The sequence below is a fragment of the Tabrizicola fusiformis genome, assembly GCF_013328815.1.
GTDB lineage: Bacteria > Pseudomonadota > Alphaproteobacteria > Rhodobacterales > Rhodobacteraceae > Fuscibacter.
Genome location: NZ_JABUHN010000006.1, coordinates 181,112 through 198,641, shown reverse-complemented (window position 1 = coordinate 198,641; position 17,530 = coordinate 181,112). Strand labels below are relative to the sequence as shown.

17 protein-coding genes are annotated in these 17,530 nt (G+C 65.8%); 13 read left to right on the top strand and 4 right to left on the bottom strand.

The genetic code is table 11. The annotated features are described in order from the left end of the window. Positions 1 to 12: 12 nt before the first annotated feature. The 8 genes from xsc (at position 13) to HS053_RS11475 (ending at position 10,022) form a co-directional block, all read left to right on the top strand. Positions 13 to 1,782 carry a sulfoacetaldehyde acetyltransferase gene (gene xsc, locus HS053_RS11510; RefSeq protein ID WP_174211386.1) on the top strand — a complete coding sequence of 590 codons (1,770 nt, stop codon included), beginning with the start codon at positions 13 to 15 and terminating at the stop codon, positions 1,780 to 1,782. Continuing rightward, positions 1,779 to 2,525 (top strand): sulfite exporter TauE/SafE family protein, encoded by a 747-nt coding sequence (locus HS053_RS11505; protein ID WP_174211385.1) that lies wholly within the window; start codon positions 1,779 to 1,781, stop codon positions 2,523 to 2,525. The genes xsc and HS053_RS11505 overlap by 4 nt, the downstream gene beginning before the upstream one ends. Next, positions 2,526 to 3,638 (top strand): acetate/propionate family kinase, encoded by a 1,113-nt coding sequence (locus HS053_RS11500; RefSeq protein ID WP_174211384.1) that lies wholly within the window; start codon positions 2,526 to 2,528, stop codon positions 3,636 to 3,638. Further along, positions 3,635 to 6,424 carry a molybdopterin oxidoreductase family protein gene (locus HS053_RS11495; protein ID WP_194245555.1) on the top strand — a complete coding sequence of 930 codons (2,790 nt, stop codon included), beginning with the start codon at positions 3,635 to 3,637 and terminating at the stop codon, positions 6,422 to 6,424. The genes HS053_RS11500 and HS053_RS11495 overlap by 4 nt, the downstream gene beginning before the upstream one ends. Positions 6,425 to 6,536: 112 nt before the next feature. Next, positions 6,537 to 7,271 (top strand): 4Fe-4S dicluster domain-containing protein, encoded by a 735-nt coding sequence (locus HS053_RS11490; RefSeq protein WP_174211383.1) that lies wholly within the window; start codon positions 6,537 to 6,539, stop codon positions 7,269 to 7,271. Next, positions 7,271 to 8,146 (top strand): dimethyl sulfoxide reductase anchor subunit family protein, encoded by an 876-nt coding sequence (locus HS053_RS11485; protein WP_174211382.1) that lies wholly within the window; start codon positions 7,271 to 7,273, stop codon positions 8,144 to 8,146. Before HS053_RS11490 ends, HS053_RS11485 begins: the two co-directional genes overlap by 1 nt. A gap of 3 nt (positions 8,147 to 8,149) precedes the next feature. Then, on the top strand, positions 8,150 to 9,025 hold the full coding sequence (locus HS053_RS11480; protein WP_174211381.1) for a phosphotransferase: 876 nt from the start codon (positions 8,150 to 8,152) through the stop codon (positions 9,023 to 9,025). A 97-nt stretch (positions 9,026 to 9,122) separates the two neighbouring features. After that, positions 9,123 to 10,022, top strand: coding sequence for a cation diffusion facilitator family transporter (locus HS053_RS11475; RefSeq protein WP_174211380.1), 900 nt, complete (start codon positions 9,123 to 9,125; stop codon positions 10,020 to 10,022). 21 nt (positions 10,023 to 10,043) lie between these two features. On the opposite strand, the gene HS053_RS11470 is transcribed toward HS053_RS11475, so the two are convergent. Beyond that, positions 10,044 to 10,769 carry a helix-turn-helix transcriptional regulator gene (locus HS053_RS11470; protein WP_174211379.1) on the bottom strand — a complete coding sequence of 242 codons (726 nt, stop codon included), beginning with the start codon at positions 10,767 to 10,769 and terminating at the stop codon, positions 10,044 to 10,046. 168 nt (positions 10,770 to 10,937) lie between these two features. Between HS053_RS11470 and HS053_RS11465 the strand changes: the two genes are divergently transcribed. Genes HS053_RS11465 through HS053_RS11445 form a run of 5 tightly spaced genes read left to right on the top strand, consistent with a single transcriptional unit; the run spans position 10,938 to position 14,865 of the window. Continuing rightward, on the top strand, positions 10,938 to 11,150 hold the full coding sequence (locus HS053_RS11465) for a twin-arginine translocase TatA/TatE family subunit (RefSeq protein WP_174211378.1): 213 nt from the start codon (positions 10,938 to 10,940) through the stop codon (positions 11,148 to 11,150). 43 nt (positions 11,151 to 11,193) lie between these two features. Next, positions 11,194 to 11,817, top strand: a complete 624-nt coding sequence (locus HS053_RS11460) for a Sec-independent protein translocase subunit TatA/TatB (protein ID WP_174211377.1) — start codon at positions 11,194 to 11,196, stop codon at positions 11,815 to 11,817. Then, positions 11,814 to 12,707 (top strand): twin-arginine translocase subunit TatC, encoded by an 894-nt coding sequence (tatC, locus tag HS053_RS11455; protein ID WP_174211376.1) that lies wholly within the window; start codon positions 11,814 to 11,816, stop codon positions 12,705 to 12,707. Before HS053_RS11460 ends, tatC begins: the two co-directional genes overlap by 4 nt. Beyond that, on the top strand, positions 12,704 to 13,540 hold the full coding sequence (locus HS053_RS11450) for an ATP-binding protein (protein WP_174211375.1): 837 nt from the start codon (positions 12,704 to 12,706) through the stop codon (positions 13,538 to 13,540). The genes tatC and HS053_RS11450 overlap by 4 nt, the downstream gene beginning before the upstream one ends. A 53-nt stretch (positions 13,541 to 13,593) precedes the next feature. After that, the gene (locus tag HS053_RS11445) at positions 13,594 to 14,865 is read left to right on the top strand and encodes a hemolysin family protein (RefSeq protein WP_174211374.1); all 1,272 of its coding nucleotides are present in this window, start codon (positions 13,594 to 13,596) and stop codon (positions 14,863 to 14,865) included. A 72-nt stretch (positions 14,866 to 14,937) separates the two neighbouring features. On the opposite strand, the gene HS053_RS11440 is transcribed toward HS053_RS11445, so the two are convergent. The 3 genes from HS053_RS11440 to HS053_RS11430 all read right to left on the bottom strand — a co-directional run bounded on the left by HS053_RS11440 (position 14,938) and on the right by HS053_RS11430 (position 17,514). After that, on the bottom strand, positions 14,938 to 15,147 hold the full coding sequence (locus tag HS053_RS11440) for a YgaP family membrane protein (protein WP_174211373.1): 210 nt from the start codon (positions 15,145 to 15,147) through the stop codon (positions 14,938 to 14,940). A 75-nt stretch (positions 15,148 to 15,222) separates the two neighbouring features. Next, the gene (locus tag HS053_RS11435; protein ID WP_174211372.1) at positions 15,223 to 15,867 is read right to left on the bottom strand and encodes a Crp/Fnr family transcriptional regulator; all 645 of its coding nucleotides are present in this window, start codon (positions 15,865 to 15,867) and stop codon (positions 15,223 to 15,225) included. A gap of 147 nt (positions 15,868 to 16,014) precedes the next feature. Next, complete coding sequence (locus HS053_RS11430) at positions 16,015 to 17,514, bottom strand: CoA-acylating methylmalonate-semialdehyde dehydrogenase (RefSeq protein WP_174211371.1); 1,500 nt, start codon at positions 17,512 to 17,514, stop codon at positions 16,015 to 16,017. Positions 17,515 to 17,530: the final 16 nt, after the last annotated feature.

Here is a 17,530-nt window from a genome sequence, read left to right as displayed (position 1 = left end):
GAGGAGACCGCCATGAAAATGACCACCGAGGAAGCCTTTGTCAAAGTGCTGCAGATGCATGGCATCGAACATGCCTTTGGGATCATCGGTTCGGCCTTCATGCCGATTTCCGACCTGTTTCCCAAGGCGGGGATCACCTTCTGGGACTGCGCCCATGAAGGTTCGGGCGGGATGATGGCGGATGGTTTTACCCGCGCCAGCGGCAAGATGAGCATGATGATCGCGCAGAACGGCCCCGGCATCACCAATTTCGTGACGGCGGTGAAGACGGCTTACTGGAACCATACGCCCTTGCTGCTGGTCACGCCGCAGGCGGCGAACAAGACCATCGGGCAGGGCGGCTTTCAGGAAGTCGAGCAGATGGCGCTGTTCAAGGATATGGTCTGCTATCAGGAAGAGGTGCGCGACCCCTCGCGTGTGGCCGAGGTGCTGAACCGGGTGATCAGCCAGGCGCGGCGGCAATCGGCCCCGGCGCAGATCAACTTCCCGCGGGATTTCTTCACCCAGGTCATCGACATCGACCTGCCGGTGAACGTCGAATTCGAGCGTCCGGCGGGCGGCGCGGCGGCGATTGCGGCGGCGGCAGACCTCTTGTCGCAGGCGAAATTCCCGGTGATCCTGAACGGTGCCGGGGTGGTGCTGGGCGGGGCGATCCCGGCGAGCATGGCGCTGGCCGAGCGGCTGGATGCGCCGGTCTGCGTGGGATATCAGCACAATGATGCCTTCCCGGGCTCGCATCCGCTGTTTGCCGGGCCACTGGGCTATAACGGGTCCAAGGCGGCAATGGAGTTGATTTCGCAGGCCGATGTGGTATTCTGTTTGGGTACCCGGCTGAACCCGTTTTCAACACTCCCCGGATACGCGCTGGACTATTGGCCGAAGACGGCCAAAATCATCCAAGTTGACATCAACCCGGATCGGATCGGGCTGACGAAGAAGGTCACGGTTGGCATTGTCGGCGACGCGAAAAAGGTCGCCGAGGCGGTTTTGGCGCGTTTGGCCTCTACCGCAGGTGACCATGCGCGCAGCGAACGCAAGGCCCTGATTGCGCAGACCAAATCCGCTTGGGCGCAGCAGCTTTCCTCGATGGATCACGAACAGGACGATCCCGGCACCTCGTGGAATCAGCGCGCCCGCGACGCCAAGCCGGACTGGATGAGCCCGCGCATGGCGTGGCGCGCGATTCAATCGGCCCTGCCGCGTGAGGCGATCATTTCCAGCGACATCGGCAACAACTGTGCGATCGGCAATGCCTATCCCAGCTTTGAGGCCGGGCGGAAATATCTGGCGCCGGGGCTGTTCGGGCCCTGCGGCTATGGCCTGCCCTCGATCGTCGGCGCCAAGATTGCCTGCCCGGACGTGCCGGTGGTGGGCTTCTCGGGCGACGGGGCCTTTGGCATCGCGGTGACGGAACTGACCGCGATTGGCCGCCCGGAATGGCCGGCGGTGACGATGGTGGTCTTCCGCAATTACCAATGGGGCGCGGAAAAGCGCAACTCGACCCTGTGGTATGACGACAATTTCGTCGGCACCGAACTGGACACCCAGGTCTCCTATGCCGGGATTGCCCGGGCTTGCGGGTTGCAGGGGGTGCAAGCCTATACGATGGACGAATTGCGCGCGGCGCTGACGCAGGCGGTTGCCGATCAGATGGCCGGAAAGACCACGCTGATCGAGGCGATGATCAATCAGGAACTGGGCGAGCCGTTCCGCCGTGACGCGATGAAAAAGCCGGTGGCGGTGGCGGGGATTTCCAAAGCCGACATGCGGCCGCAGGCATGACCCCGCCCTTTGACATGGGGCCGGGGGCCGCCGCCTTCATGGCGGTGGCCATCCTTGGCTCGGCCTTCGTGCGGGGCTATTCCGGTTTCGGCTTTTCGGCGCTGGTGATTGCCGCTTCGGGGATCGTGACCAACCCGCTGCATTTCGTGGCGGTGGTGGTGATCTGCGAAACAGTGATGAGCCTGCAATCCTGGCGCGGCGTCTGGCGCGATGTGGATTGGCGCCGGGTGGTGCCCCTGATGATCGGCGCGGCGGTGGGGCTGCCGCTGGGCCTTTGGGCGCTGACGGCGATCTCCGAGAATGCGGCGCGGGCGGTGATCTCGGGCTATGTGCTGATCATGTGCGGCGTGCTGATGGTCGGCTGGCGGATGCAGCGGCAGGCGGGGCTGGCGGGCAATCTGGCGGCGGGGGTGGTGTCGGGTCTGGCCAATGCGCCGGGGATGGGGGGGCTGCCTGTGGTGGCCTTTTTCGCGGCGCAGGCGGTGCCTGCGGCGGTGTTCCGGGCAACGCTGGTGGCCTATTTCCCGCTCTTGGACCTCTATTCGGCACCGCTTTACTGGTATTCCGGGCTGGTCAGCATGGATACGCTTTGGGCCTCGCTTCTGACGCTGCCGATGGTGTTCTTGGGCAACTGGCTGGGCGGACGGCATTTCCTGAACACCGATCCGCAGGATTTCCGTAAGTTTGCCATTGGCTTGCTGGCGTTTCTGGCCACGGTGGGCCTGCTGAAATCGGTGCTGTAGATGCTGTTGGTCGTCAATGCCGGGTCATCCTCGATAAAGCTGGCGGTGTTCGATGCTGCGCTGGTGCAGGTGGCCTGGGCGCGGGTGACCGAGATCGGGGCTGCCGCGCTGCTGGAGGGGGCCGGGCGGCGCGAAATGCTGGCGCTGCCAGACCATACTACTGCCATGGCGGCGGCGCTGGCGACGCTGGGCCTGCCACTCTCGGCGCTGCGGGGGGCGGCGCATCGGGTGGTGCATGGCGGGGCCGCATTGGTGGCGCCCTGCCGTATCACCCCGGCGGTCGAGGCGGCGATTGCCGACTGCATTCCGCTGGCGCCCCTGCACAATCCGGCGAACCTGACCGGCATCCGCGCCGTCACGGCGCTGGCGCCCGACCTGCCGCAATATGCCAGTTTCGACACCGCCTTTCACGCCTCCAACCCCGAACTGGCCACCGCCTATGCCCTGCCTGCGGCCGAGCGGGCGCGCGGAATCCGCCGCTATGGCTTTCATGGGTTGAGCTATGCTGCGCTGGTCAACCATCTGGGGCCGCTGGCAAAGGGGCGGCTGCTGGCCTGCCATCTGGGCAATGGCGCCTCGCTTTGTGCAATCCGCGATGGCGTTTCGCTGGCCACCACCATGGGCTATTCGCCCTTGGACGGTCTGACCATGGGCACGCGCACCGGCAGCATTGACGGCAACGCGGTGCTGCGGCTGGCGGAACTGCACGGGATCGACGGCGCGGCGCGCATCCTGAACCGGGAAAGCGGGCTCTTGGCGCTGGGTGGCGCGTCCGACATGCGGGCGCTGCGGGCGGCGGGGGCCGATTTCGCACTCGACCATTTCGCCTATTGGGCGGTGCGCCATGCCGGCAGCATGGTGGCCGCGATGGGCGGCCTTGATGCCATCGCCTTCACCGGCGGCATTGGTGAGCATGACGCCGCCATGCGCGCCGCCATCGTGCAGGGTCTGGGTTTTCTGGGCGCCGCACTCGATCCTGATGCAAATGCGGCCCATGCCAAAGACTTGACGGCGCCGGGTGCCCGTGTCGCAATCTGGACAGTGCCCGCCGAAGAGGAACGCCAGATTGCCCGTGAAGCCATGGGCCTGATCGCCCGCAAGGAATCTGCATGAGCCAGCCGCAGTTGAACCTGTCGCCCGCCGTCTCGGATGAAATCCGCAAGACCACCTGCTACATGTGCGCCTGCCGCTGCGGCATCAACGTGCATCTGAAGTCTGGAAAAGTCAGCTACATCGAGGGCAACCGCGACCATCCGGTGAACAAGGGGGTTCTGTGCGCCAAGGGGGCGAGCGGGATCATGCAGGTCACGGCGCCCAGCCGCCTGCGCGCGCCGCTGCGGCGGGTCGGCCCGCGCGGCTCGGGTGCGTTCGAGGAAATCTCGTGGGAAGAGGCGCTGCAAACCGCCGTAGGCTGGCTGAAACCCCTGCGTGAGACGGCGCCCGAAAAGCTCGCCTTCTTCACCGGCCGCGACCAGAGCCAGAGCTTCACCGGCTGGTGGGCGCAGGCGTTCGGCACGCCCAACTATGCCGCCCATGGCGGCTTCTGCTCGGTCAACATGGCGGCGGGGGGCATCTATACCATCGGCGGCGCCTTCTGGGAATTCGGCCAGCCCGATTGGGAGCGCACCAAGCTGTTCCTGATGTTCGGTGTCGCCGAAGACCATGACAGCAATCCGATCAAGATCGGTCTGGGCAAGCTGAAGGCGCGCGGGGCGCGGGTGATCGGGGTGAACCCGATCCGCTCGGGCTATAATGCGGTGGCTGACGATTGGTATGGCATCACGCCGGGCACCGACGGCTTGCTGATCCTGTCGCTGATCCATTGCCTGTTCGAGGCGGGCAAGATCGACCTCGACTATCTGGCGCGCTGGACCAATGCGCCTTTGCTGGTCAACGAAACCGAAGGCCCCGAAAAGGGCCTGATCCTCAAGAACGCCGAAAGCCAGCCCTTCGTGATCGACCGCCGCACCGGCGCCCCCGCGCCTTGGGACGGCAAGGGGGTGCAGCCCGATCTGGGCGCTACATGGCAAGGTCACCGCACGGTGTTCCAGCATATGGCGGAGCGGTATCTTGCGCCCGAATATGCGCCCGAGGCGGTGGCGGACCGCTGCGGCATTCCGGCGGCGCGCATTCGCGGGCTGGCGGCGGAACTGGCCCGCGTGGCCTTTGATCAGGCGATCGAACTGCCCATCGCCTGGACCGATTTTCGCGGCGATGCCCATACTTCGATGCCGGGCCGTCCGGTGTCCTTCCACGCCATGCGCGGGATTTCGGCGCATTCCAACGGCTTTCAGACCGCCCGCGCCCTGCATCTGTTGCAGATCGTGCTGGGCACGGTCGAGGTGCCGGGCGGTTACCGCTTCAAGCCGCCATACCCCAAGCCGGTCGAAGCCCATCCGACGCCGCATTTCGGCGTGGTGCCGGGCAAGGCGCTGAACGGCCCGCATCTGGGCTATGTGCGCGGGCCGGAGCAACTGGCGCTGAACGCGGATGGCAGCGCGGTGCGGATCGACAAGGGCTTCACCTGGGAAAATCCCTTCTCGGCCCATGGCATGATGCACATGCTGATCCCCAATGCCCATGCGGGCGACCCTTACCGCATCGACACGATGTTCCTCTACATGGCCAACATGGCGTGGAACTCGTCGATGAACACGGCGAAGGTGATGGAGATGCTGACCGACAAGGGCGAAGACGGCGAATATATCATCCCCCGCATCATCTATTCCGATGCCTATGCGTCCGAGATGGTGGCCTATGCCGATCTGATCCTGCCCGACACCACCTATCTGGAACGGCATGACTGCATTTCCCTGCTGGACCGGCCGATTTCCGAACCCGATGCGGCGGGCGACAGCATCCGCTGGCCGGTGGTGGAGCCCGACCGCCCCGGACATGCAGGGGTGCGCGGCTTTCAGTCGGTGCTGCTGGATCTGGGCGCGCGGCTTGGGCTGGCGCCGATGGTGAAAGAGGATGGCACGCCCCGTTACGCCGATTATGCCGATTACATCGTCAATCACATCCGCCGTCCCGGCGTCGGCCCGCTGATCGGTTTTCGCGGCGATGGCACGCAAGAGGGGCGCGGCCCGGCCAACCCCGATCAGATGGCGGCCTATATCGCCAATGGCGGCTTCTATCAGGCGCATGTGCCCGAAGAGGCCAGCTTCTACAAACCCTGGAATGCCGGTTATCAGGATTGGGCGGTGGCCACGAGTTTCTATGAAAGCCCGCAGCCCTATCTCTTCTCGATCTGGTCCGAGCCGATGCGCAAGTTTCAGCTTGCCGCCGAGGGTCATGGCGCGATCCAGCCACCGGACGCCCTGCGCGCGCGCCTGCAACAGGCGATGGACCCGTTGCCGGGCTGGTATCCGCCCTTTGGCGATGCCGGGGCCGAGGGGTTCCCGGTTCATGCACTGACGCAGCGACCGATGGACATGTACCACTCCTGGGGCAGCCAGAACGCCTGGCTGCGCCAGATCCGGGGCAGGAATTTCCTCTATCTGCCGACGAAAATCTGGGAGGGGCAGGGGTTTCAGGACGGCGATTATGCCCGCGTCACCTCGCCCAACGGGGAAATCACCGTGCCGGTGGCCCATATGGCGGCGCTGAACGAAAACACCGTCTGGACCTGGAATGCCATCGGCAAGCGCAAGGGCGCCTGGGCGCTGGACGAGGGCGCGTCCGAGGCGAAGGAGGGGTTCCTGCTGAACCATCTGATTTCCGAACTGCTGCCGGAACAGGCCGATGGCCAACGCTGGAGCAATTCCGATCCCGTCACCGGGCAGGCGGCCTGGTTCGACCTGCGGGTGAAGGTTGAGCGGGTCGGGCCGCGCGACCACGCGGAACCGGCCTTCCCGGCCATTCCGCGGGTGGTGGCCAAAGGGGAGGGCCGGGCGTGATCCAATTTTCTTCGAAGAAAATTGCAAATTCCTTCCAAGGAATTTGGGGTGACCAAACGGGTGCCGGCGGAGTTTTCATAAACTCCGCGCCGCAGCATCGGAGGGCCCGCGCATGACGATGCTGCCCGGACCGACACCGAAGAAACTCGGCCTTGCCATCGACCTTGACACCTGCGTCGGCTGTCAGGCTTGTGTGACCGCCTGCAAGGGCTGGAACGATCAGGGCTATGGCGCCCCCCTTTCGGATCAGAACCCCTATGGCGCCGATCCCTCGGGCACCTTCCTCAACCGGGTTCACAGCTATGAGGTGCAGCCTGCGGATGCCCCGGCGCAACTGGTGAACTTTCCCCGGTCCTGCCTGCATTGCGAAAGCGCGCCCTGCGTCACCGTCTGCCCGACCGGCGCGAGCTACAAGCGGGCCGAGGATGGCATTGTTCTGGTGAACGAGGATGCCTGCATCGGCTGTGGTCTCTGCGCCTGGGCCTGTCCCTATGGTGCCCGCGAACTCGACCCTGCGGCGGGGGTAATGAAGAAATGCACCCTCTGCGTGGACCGCATCTATAACGATAACCTGCCGGAAGAAGACCGCGAGCCTGCCTGCGTGCGCACCTGCCCCACCAATGCCCGCCATTTCGGCGATTTCGCCGACCCTGACAGCAAGGTCAGCCGTCTCGCGGCCGAGCGGGGCGGCTTTGCCCTGATGCCCGATCTGGGCACCAAGCCGGTCAACCGCTATCTGCCGCCGCGCCGCAAGGGCGCCGCCGAGGCCAGCCCGCTGGCGCCGCTTCTGGACATCAGGGCGACGGGGCTGGCCGGATGGCTTGACCGTGTGTTGGGGAAGATCTGATGCATCCGGCACCCTCCGTCATTGTCTTTACCGTGCTGTCGGGCCTTGGTTTCGGTTTTCTGGCCTTTCTGGGCCTTGGCGCGCTGCCGGGGCATGGGCCCTGGCATTTCGCGCTCTGGGTGCTGGGCTATGCGCTGGCGGTGGGCGGGCTTCTCGCCTCGACCTTCCATCTTGGCAATCCGCAGCGGGCCTGGCGGGCCTTCAGCCAGTGGCGCACAAGCTGGCTGAGCCGTGAGGGCTGTGCGGCGGTTGTCACGCTGATCCTGCTGGCGCCGGTGGCGCTGGGCGATCTGCTGCCTTTGGGCGATCTGCGGCTGCTGGGCCTGCTGGGGGCGGCGATGTCTCTGGTCACCATCTTCACCACCTCGATGATCTATGCGCAGTTGAAAACCGTGCCGCGCTGGAACCATCCGGTCACGCCACTTCTGTTTCTCGGCTATGCCATCGCCGGAGGTTCGATCCTGTCGGGCGAGGGGCGGATTGCCGTGGTGGCCTGCCTCATCCTGTTTCTGGTGCTGGCGGCAAGCTGGCGGATCGGCGACCGCCGCTTTGCCGAGGTGGGCCAGAGCATCGGCAGCGCCACCGGGCTTGGCGATCTGGGCAAGGTGCGGGTGTTCGAGCGGGGGCACACGGCGGGCAATTACCTCTTGCACGAGATGATGTTCGTCGTCGGCCGCAAACATGCCGACCGGCTGCGGATCATCGCGCTGGCTTTTTCGACGCTGGTTCCGGCGGCGCTGGTGGTGTTGGGCGGGCCACATTGGCCGGTGGTGGTGCTGGCCACGCTGTGCCACATTCTGGGGGCGCTGGCGCAGCGCTGGCTGTTCTTCGCGCAGGCCGAGCATGTGGTGGGGCTGTATTACGGGATGCGTTAGGGCATGGAACGGATCGAAGACCGCGTGCGCCGCCTGCCGCTCTGGCAGGGTGAGGTGACAATCGCACCGCTGGGCGGCGGCATGACCAATGTCAACCTTCTGGTCTCTGACGGCAGCCGCCGCGCCGTGGTGCGGATCGGCGACGATATTCCGGTGCATCAGGTGATGCGCTTCAACGAACTGGCCGCCAGCCGGGCCGCCCATGCGGCAGGCATCTCGCCGCAGGTGCTGTATCACGAGCCGGGGGTGCTGGTGATCGACTTTGTCGAAGGCCGCACCCTGACCGCCGAAGACCTGCGCCAGCCGGACCAGTTGGAACAGGCGCTGGCCCTGTTGTCGCGCGCCCACCGCGAGATGCCGCACCATCTGCGGGGGCCTGCGCTGGCCTTTTGGGTGTTCCATGTGGTGCGCGACTATGCCGCCACCCTGCGCGACGGGCAAAGCCCGCATCTGGCTGCGCTGCCCGCTCTGATGGAGGCGGCAGCGGTTCTTGAGGCGGCGGTGGGGCCGATCACGCTGACCTTCTGTCACAATGACCTTTTGCCGGGCAATTTCCTGCATGACGGCGCGCGGATGTGGCTGATCGACTGGGATTATGCCGGCTTTGGTTCGGCCCATTTCGATCTGGGCGGGCTTGCGGCCAATGCCGGGCTGGACCCGGCGCAGGAACGCTGGATGCTGGAGCGGTATTTCGCGGCACCCGTAACCGCCGACCTCTGGCGGCGGCATCTGGCGATGAAGGCGGCGGCGGCGCTGCGCGAAATGCTGTGGAGCATGGTGTCGGAGCTGCATTCCGGCCTCGATTTCGACTTTGCCGCCTATACCGCGACCACCACCGCCAATTGGCAGGCGGCTCTGGCGGCCTTTCGCGGGGTTTGACGGGACAGGCGGCCCGGCCCGTGCGAAAAGGCGTTGAGGAATCTGCGGGCCTGCGTTACTGCCCGCCCTCCGCTTCGGGCTGCAAAGGATCGCCGCCATGACGACCACCGACACCCGCCTGATCCGCCTTGCCATCGGCAGCCTGTTCGTCGGCCTTTTCGTGCTGGGCCTCAAGGCGCTGGCGTGGAAGATGACCGGCTCGGTCGCGCTGCTGTCGGATGCGCTGGAAAGTCTGGTGAACGTGGCCACGGCGATTGCCGCGCTGGTGGCCATCCGCATTGCCGCCCGCCCGGCGGATGCCAACCACCCCTACGGCCACCACAAGGCCGAGTTCTTCAGCGCGATTCTGGAAGGGGTGATGATCATCCTTGCCGCTCTGGCGATCCTGCACAGCGCCTGGGGTGCGCTTCAGGCGCCCAAGGCGCTGGAGGCGCCGCTTGAGGGGCTTCTGGTCAACGGTCTGGCCAGTGTGATCAACGCCGGCTGGTGCTGGGTGCTGATCCATCAGGGGCGGCGCCTGCGCTCGCCCGCGCTGGTGGCGGATGGCAAGCATCTGTTGTCGGATGTGGTCTCGTCCGTTGGCGTGACCTTTGGTGTCGGCGTGGCGATTGTGTCGGGCTGGCCGATCCTTGATCCGCTGATGGCGGCGCTGGTGGCGGTGAACATCCTGTGGTCCGGCTGGAAGGTGATGTCGGCCTCGATGAGCGGCCTTCTGGACGAAGCCGTGCCCGATGACGTGATGGCCCGCCTGCGCGAAACCATCGCGCGCGAAGCCGAAGGCGCGGTCGAGGCGCATGACCTGCGCACCCGCCATGCCGGACGCGCCACCTTCATCGAGTTTCATCTGGTGGTGCCGGGCGATCTGAGCGTGCGCGACGCACATGACCTGTGCGACCGGGTTGAGGCCGGGCTGAAGGCGGTGGTGCCCGATTGTCTGGTGACCATCCATGTCGAACCGGAACACAAGGCCAAGCACAGCGGCGTTCTGGTTCTGTAAAGTCCCGACAGCGGGCGGGCGTCAGAAGTCGAGATCATCGGCATCGTCCTCGTCCGGCGGGGCGATACTTTCGGGTCTGTCGTGCTGTGCGCGGTAATCGGCCAGCGTCCGGCCCGGCTCTTGCGGAAAGGTTTCGCCGGTGGGGGTGACCGACAGGATACGGTCGATGCGGAAAGCACGAAAGCCGCGCTGCGCCTCGCACCAGGCGGCGAGCGACCACACCTTGCCCCAGAATTCCAGCGCCAGCGGGCGGATGTCGCGGTGGCTTTCGGCACCCTGCGGGTCGATATAGCTGATGGCCAGCCGCTCTGCCTTGCGGATCGCGGCGCGGATCATCGGCAGATGCGCCGCCGCGCGCCGCGCCTGCGCGCCGGTATAGGTGAACAGCGCGTCCGGTTCGGGGCCTTGCTGCGGGGCAGGGGCCACGGCGCCGATCTTGGCCGCCAGCATCCGCGCCGCCCGGGCCAGCACCGGATCGTCCCCCTCGGCCACCAGCCGCACGCCCTGGCGCAGCGCCTCCATCTCGCCGGCGTTCAGCATCAGCGGCGGCAGGGTGATCGGCGCGCGCAGGATATAGCCCACCCCCCGCTCCCCCTCGATCGGCAGGCCCGAGGCCATCAGCGTGGCCATGTCGCGCCAGAGTGTCCGGGTCGAAACCCCCAGCCGTTCGGCCATGTCGCCGGCGCGGTGCAGCCGCCCGTCGCGCAGGATCTGGATCACGTCAAAAAGGCGGTCGGTGCGTCGCATGGGCCAAGGCTGGCGCCGCGTGCCGCCAGCGTCAAGGGCAACTGACAAATTACTGTCAGTTTTGCCGCCTGCCGCTGTGGATTGGGGCTACCCCCCGCCGGGGCGCGGGCCTAGCCTTGGGAAAATTCAACACCAAGCCGCGGGATGCGGCCTTATGGAGTGCGAAACATGCTCAACAATATCGGTCTTCCGGGTCTTCTCCTTATCGCCGTCGTGGTGCTGGTCCTGTTCGGCAAGGGCAAGGTCTCGTCCCTGATGGGCGAAGTGGGCAAGGGCATCACCGCCTTCAAGAAGGGCGTGTCCGACGGTACCAAGGAAATCGAAACCGCCAATGCCGACGCCGCCCGCGACGTGACCCCGGCCGAGAAAGACAAGGTCTGAGACCGCAGGACGAACAGCGGCGGAGGGCCCCGTGGAACTAGGTATGTCCGAGCTTCTGGTCATCGGGATCGTGGCGCTTGTCGTCATCGGCCCGCGCGACCTGCCCGAGATGTTTCGCCAGCTTGGCCGCCTGACCGCCAAGCTGCGCGCCATGTCGCGCGAATTCAGCCGCGCCATGGAACAGGCGGCGAACGAGGCCGGGGTCAAGGATGTGGCCAAGGATCTGAACGCCATCGCCAATCCCAAGGCCATGGGGTTGAATGCCGTCAAGGATGCGGTGGACAAGTTCGAGAAATGGGATCCGATCAAGAACGCCGCCAAGCCGACGGTGGCGCCTGCTTCGGGCACCATCAAGGGGCCGGTCCTGCCCGAAGGCTCGATCCCGCCCAGCCCGCCGCCGGTTGCTGCGGCACCCGCCGCCGTGGCCGAGGTGCCCGCCGCCGCAGTTGGGGCCGAGACACAGGCGCTTTATGACCGCAAGGCGGCGCGCAAGGCGATCCTTGAGGAAAGCACCGCCAAGCTGAAGGCGCTGGATGCTGCCGATGCGGCTGCCGCCGCCCCGACCAAGCCTGCCCGCCGCAAGAAGCCCGCGATTGCCCCAGCGGAGGCCGAGGTGCCGGCGCCCGCCGCCAAGCCTGCCCGCAAGAAGAAGGCCGCCGAGCAATGAGCAAGTCCGACGACATCGACGCCAGCGCCGCGCCGCTGATCGAGCATCTGATCGAGCTGCGCAACCGGCTGATCTGGGCCGTGGTCGCCTATATCGTGGGCATCTGCGTGGCCTTCGTGGTGGCCGAACCGATCCTCGACTTCATGTTGCAGCCGATCGAAGAGGCGATGCGCGGCCTCGGCAACCCCAATCCGGTGATGCAATATACCGCCCCGCAAGAGTATTTCTTTACCCTCGTGCGGATTTCCATGGTGGGCGGTTTCGCGTTGGCCTTCCCGGTGATCGGCTATCAGCTTTGGCGTTTCATTGCGCCGGGGCTCTACAAATCCGAAAAATCGGCCTTTCTGCCCTTTCTGATTGCCTCGCCGCTGTTGTTCATCGCCGGGGCGGCGTTTTCGCAGTACATCGTCACGCCGATGGCGATGACGTTCTTTCTGGGCTTTGCCGATGCCACCTCGATCCTGTCGGCGCTGGTGCCCGATCTGGGCGAAGGGTCTGCCCTGCCTGCGGCCAGCCACAAGGGCATAGAGTTCGTCTTCCAAGGCAAGGTGAACGAGACGCTGGACATCTCGCTCAAGCTGATCGTGGCCTTCGGGATGTGCTTCCAGCTTCCGGTGCTGCTGACGCTGATGGGCAAGGCGGGGCTGGTGTCGTCCAAGGGGCTGGCCGCGACCCGGCGTTATGCCATCGTGATCATCCTGATCGTGGCCGCCATCGTGACCCCGCCCGATTTCATGAGCCAGCTCATCCTCTTCGCCGCCGTCTATCCCTTGTATGAAATCTCGATCTTCCTGATCCGGCGCATCGAGAAAAAGCGCGAGGCGGAACTGCGGGCCGAGGGCCTTTGGGACGAAGACGACGAAACCGGCGAGGACACCCCCAAGGCATGACTGACGCGCTGACCCGTATCGCCGAGGCGCTGGAGCGGCTGGCTCCGGCGCCCGCCCCGGCCCCCGACTTCACCGCCGAAGCCTTTGCCTGGCACACTGCCCCCGACCGGCTTGAGCCGGTGGCGCGGGTGAGCCGGGTGGATATCGGCCTCTTGGTGGGGGTGGACCGGGCGCGTGAGACGCTTTTGGAAAACACCCGCCATTTCGCCGCCGGGCTGCCGGCCAACAACGCGCTTCTCTGGGGCGCGCGGGGCATGGGGAAATCTTCGCTGGTCAAGGCGGTTCATGCCGCCGTGCGGGCCGAGGGGTTTGACCTGAAGGTGGTGGAACTGGCGCGCGACGATCTGCCTTCGGTGCAGCGCCTGCTGGCGCATCTGCGCGCCGCGCCGCACAGGTTCCTTCTGTTCTGCGATGACCTGTCGTTCAGCCATGATGACCAGCATTACAAAAGCCTCAAGGCGGTGCTGGATGGCGGCATTGCCGGGCGGCCGGAGAATGTGCTGCTTTACGCCACCTCGAACCGCCGCCATCTGATGCCGCGCGACATGATCGAGAATGAACGCTCCACCGCGATTTCCCCTTCGGAAGCGGTGGAGGAAAAGGTCTCGCTCTCGGACCGTTTCGGGCTGTGGCTGGGGTTCCATCCCTGCGATCAGGACGCCTATCTGGCCATGATCCGCGGCTATTGCGATGCCCATGGCGTTCCGGTCGGCGACGACGAGCTGCGGGCGGGCGCCGTGGAATGGCAGGCGACGCGCGGGGCGCGGTCGGGCCGGGTGGCCTGGCAATTCTTCTGCGACCTTGCCGCGCGCAAGGGCGTGAAGGTGGCGTGAATTCCGGTGATTGACCCCTTGCCATTGCCGCGCACAGGCCCGATCTTGCGGCCATGCTGACAGAAATCCTTATCGTGCTTGCCCTGATCGGATTGAACGGGGTGCTGGCCATGTCGGAACTGGCCATCGTCTCGGCCCGTCCCGCCCGTCTGAAACCGCTGGAAGGCAAGAGCCGGGGCGCCAGTGCCGCGCTGCGTCTGGCCGAACAGCCGGGGCGGTTCCTTTCGACCGTGCAGATCGGCATCACGCTGGTCGGCGTGCTGTCGGGTGCCTTTTCCGGCGCCACGCTGGGCACGCGCTTTGCCGCCTTCCTTGCGGCGCAGGGGGTGCCTGCCGATTGGGCCTCGACCTTGGGGGTGGGCGGTGTGGTGGTGGTGCTGACCTATGTCTCGCTGATCGTGGGGGAATTGGTGCCCAAGCAACTGGCACTGAAAAACCCTGAAGCCGTGGCGATCCGCATGGCGCCGGCCATGCTGATCCTGTCCAAGATCGGGGCGCCGCTGGTCTGGCTCCTCGACCGTTCGGGGCGGCTTCTGCTCTGGCTTTTGGGCCAGCGCGACGATGGCGGCAACCGGGTGACCGAGGAGGAGGTTCACACCATCCTGACCGAAGCCCATGAAGGCGGCGTGATCGAGGCCGAAGAGCGCGAGATGATCACCGGCGTCATGCGCTTTTCCGACCGCAGCGCCAAGGCACTGATGACGCCGCGCCGCGATGTGGAAATGGTCGATCTGGAAATGACCTCGGCCGAAGCCGTGGCGGCGCTGCGCCGGATCGGCCGCCCGCGCATTCCGGTGCAAAGCCGCGAGACGGGCGAGGTGGTGGGCATCATCACGCTGGCCGATGCCTTCAACGCCGTGTCGCGGCGCGAGGCGCTGGACGTGAAGGCGCTGTTGCAGGATGTGCCTGTGGTCAGCGACCGCACCGATGCGCTGGACGTGCTGGAAGTGCTGCGCAAGGGCGAGCATTCGACGGCGCTCGTCTATGACGAATACGGCCATTTCGAAGGCATCATCACCAGCGGAGACGTGCTTGAGGCGATCACCGGCGCGATGGACACCGGCGAAGATGAAGAGCCGGCGATGGTCACCCGCGAAGATGGCTCGATGCTGGTGGCGGGCTGGATGGCGGCGGATGAATTCTGCGACCGTCTGGGATTGGCGCGCGAACTGGCCGGGGATTATGACACCGTGGCGGGTCTGGTGCTGCACCAGATGCGCCGCCTGCCGCAATTGGGCGAAAGCTTCACCGTGGCGGGCCATCGGTTCGAGGTGCTGGACCTTGACGGCTTGCGGATCGACAAGGTGCTGGTGACGGTGGTCTGATCCGGGCCAAGGCGGCGCGCGGCTCTGCCAGCAGAGCCGCGCGCCGCCGGGTTCAGGACATCGCCCGTCCTGTCAGCTTTGCTTCATCGGGCAGGTGGACAGGCCCAGCAGGGTGTAAAGCGGGCAGGTGGACATAAGCCCGGTCATCAGCGGCACCACGCCGATCAGCTTGGCCCAGTGCCAGAAGCCGGTGCCCTGATCGACGAAGAACCAGCCCAGCAGCACCAGCCCGGCCACGATGCGCAGAATCCGGTCCGCGCCGCCCACATTGGTTTTCAGCATGTCAGCCTCCTTTTGCCGCCCTCTTGCGGTTGGCGGAGAGTCTAGGCGCCGGCCGCCGCTCTGTCTGTGATCTGGTCACATCAGTGCTGCGGCGAGCTGCCGCAGCGCGCCCCTGTCGCGCAGCCGCACCGCGCCGCGGTCGGTTTCCACCCAGCCGGCGCGGGCAAAGCCATCAAGCCGGCGCGAGATCACTTCCCGCGCCGAGCCGATCCGTGCCGCAAGTTCGGCCTGCGTCGCCTGCACCAACCCGCCGTTTTCCAGTTCCAGCAGCGCCTGCGCCAGCCGGGCCTCGATCCGCCCGAAGGCCACCCGCTCCAGCAGCCGGGTGACATCGGCCATCCGCCGCGCGAAAGCCTGCATCACGAAGCTGCGAAAGCCCGGTTCATCCTCCATCAGCCGCAGAAAGGTCGCGCGCGGGATCAGCACCAGCTCTGATGCGGCGGTGGTCACCGCCTCGCCGGAATAGGGTTCCCCGGCCATCAGGCCGAGGGTGGACTGGATGCAGGACTGTCCCGGTTCGACGGCATAAAGCAGGATTTCGCGCCCCGAGGGGCCGGTCAGGAACACCTCGATCCGGCCCGAGAGCAGCACGACGAACCCCACCGCCGTATCGCCCGCGTGAAACAGCGGGCTGCCCGGCGGCAGGTTGTGCCGGGGCAGGGCGGCCAGCACCCGCTCCGCTGCGGGCGACAGGGCGGCAAGGGAGGTGATCCATGACATGGCCGCAGGATGGAGCGCGTCCCGGAAGCGGGCAAGCAAAAAGGCCGCCCGGGAGCGGGGCGGCCTTTCAGGGAGAGTCGGGGTGAACCCCGACCTACGCATGCGTGTCCGGTTCGATCGGTCTGCGCCAAGTGGGCTCGGACGCGCTCAGTCCATCTGCTTGAAGTTCAGGCTTGCGCCTTCCTTGATGCCCGAGGGCCAGCGCGAGGTGATGGTCTTGGTCCGGGTGTAGAAGCGGAAGGCGTCCGGCCCGTGCTGGTTCAGGTCACCAAAGGCCGATTTCTTCCAGCCGCCGAAGGTGTGATAGGCCAGCGGCACCGGGATCGGCACGTTGATGCCGATCATGCCGACGTTGACGCGGTTGGCGAAATCGCGCGCCGTATCGCCGTCGCGGGTGAAGATCGCGGTGCCATTGCCGTATTCGTGGTCCATGGCATGGCCAAGCGCCTCTTCATAGGTCTTGCAGCGCACGGTGGACAGGACCGGCCCGAAAATCTCTTTCCGGTAGATGTCCATGTCGGTCGTCACATGGTCAAAGAGATGCGGGCCGACGAAGAAACCGTCCTCATAGCCCTGCAGCGCGAAATTGCGGCCATCAACCACCAGTTTCGCGCCCTGTGCCACGCCGCTTTCCACCAGCCGCAGGATATTGGCCTTGGCTGCGGCGGTCACCACCGGGCCGTAGTCCACATCATTGCCGGCGGTGTAGGGGCCGACCTTCAGCTTTTCGATCCGCGGGATCAGCTTTTCGATCAGGAGGTCGGCGGTCTTTTCCCCCACCGGCAGTGCCACCGAAATCGCCATGCAGCGTTCGCCCGCCGCGCCATAGCCTGCGCCCACCAGAGCATCCGCCGCCTGATCCATGTCGGCGTCGGGCATGATGATCATGTGGTTTTTGGCGCCGCCAAAGCATTGCACCCGCTTGCCGTTCGAGCAGCCGCGGCCATAGATATACTCTGCAATCGGGGTGGAACCGACAAAGCCGATGCCGGAAATGATCGGGTTATCCAAGATCGCGTCCACCGAATCCTTGTCGCCGTTGATCACCTGCAACACGCCATCGGGCAGCCCCGCCTCTTGGAAGAGTTCCGCCAGCATCAGCGGCACCGAGGGGTCACGCTCGGACGGCTTGAGGATGAAGGCATTGCCGCAGGCCAGCGCCGGGCCCATTTTCCACAAGGGGATCATGGCGGGGAAGTTGAAGGGCGTGATGCCCGCCGCGACACCAATCGGCTGGCGCATGGAATACATGTCGATGCCCGGACCGGCGCTGTCGGTGAACTCGCCCTTCAGCATCTGCGGCGCGCCGATGCAGAACTCGACCACTTCCAGACCGCGCTGGATGTCGCCCTTGGCGTCAGGAATGGTCTTGCCATGCTCGCGCGACAGGACTTCGGCCAGCTTGTCCATGTCGCGGTTGATCAGGCGGACCATCTCCATCATCACCCGGGCGCGGCGCTGCGGGTTGGTGGCGCCCCATTTCACCTGAGCCTTTGCGGCATCGGCGGTGGCGGCGTCCAGCTCGGCCTTGGTGGCAAGCGCCACGCGCGCCTGCACTTCGCCGGTGGCGGGGTTGAAGACATCGGCAAAGCGGCCGGACGTGCCGGGAACATGCTTGCCGTTGATCCAGTGACCGATCTCTTTCATGGGGGCCTCCTCATAG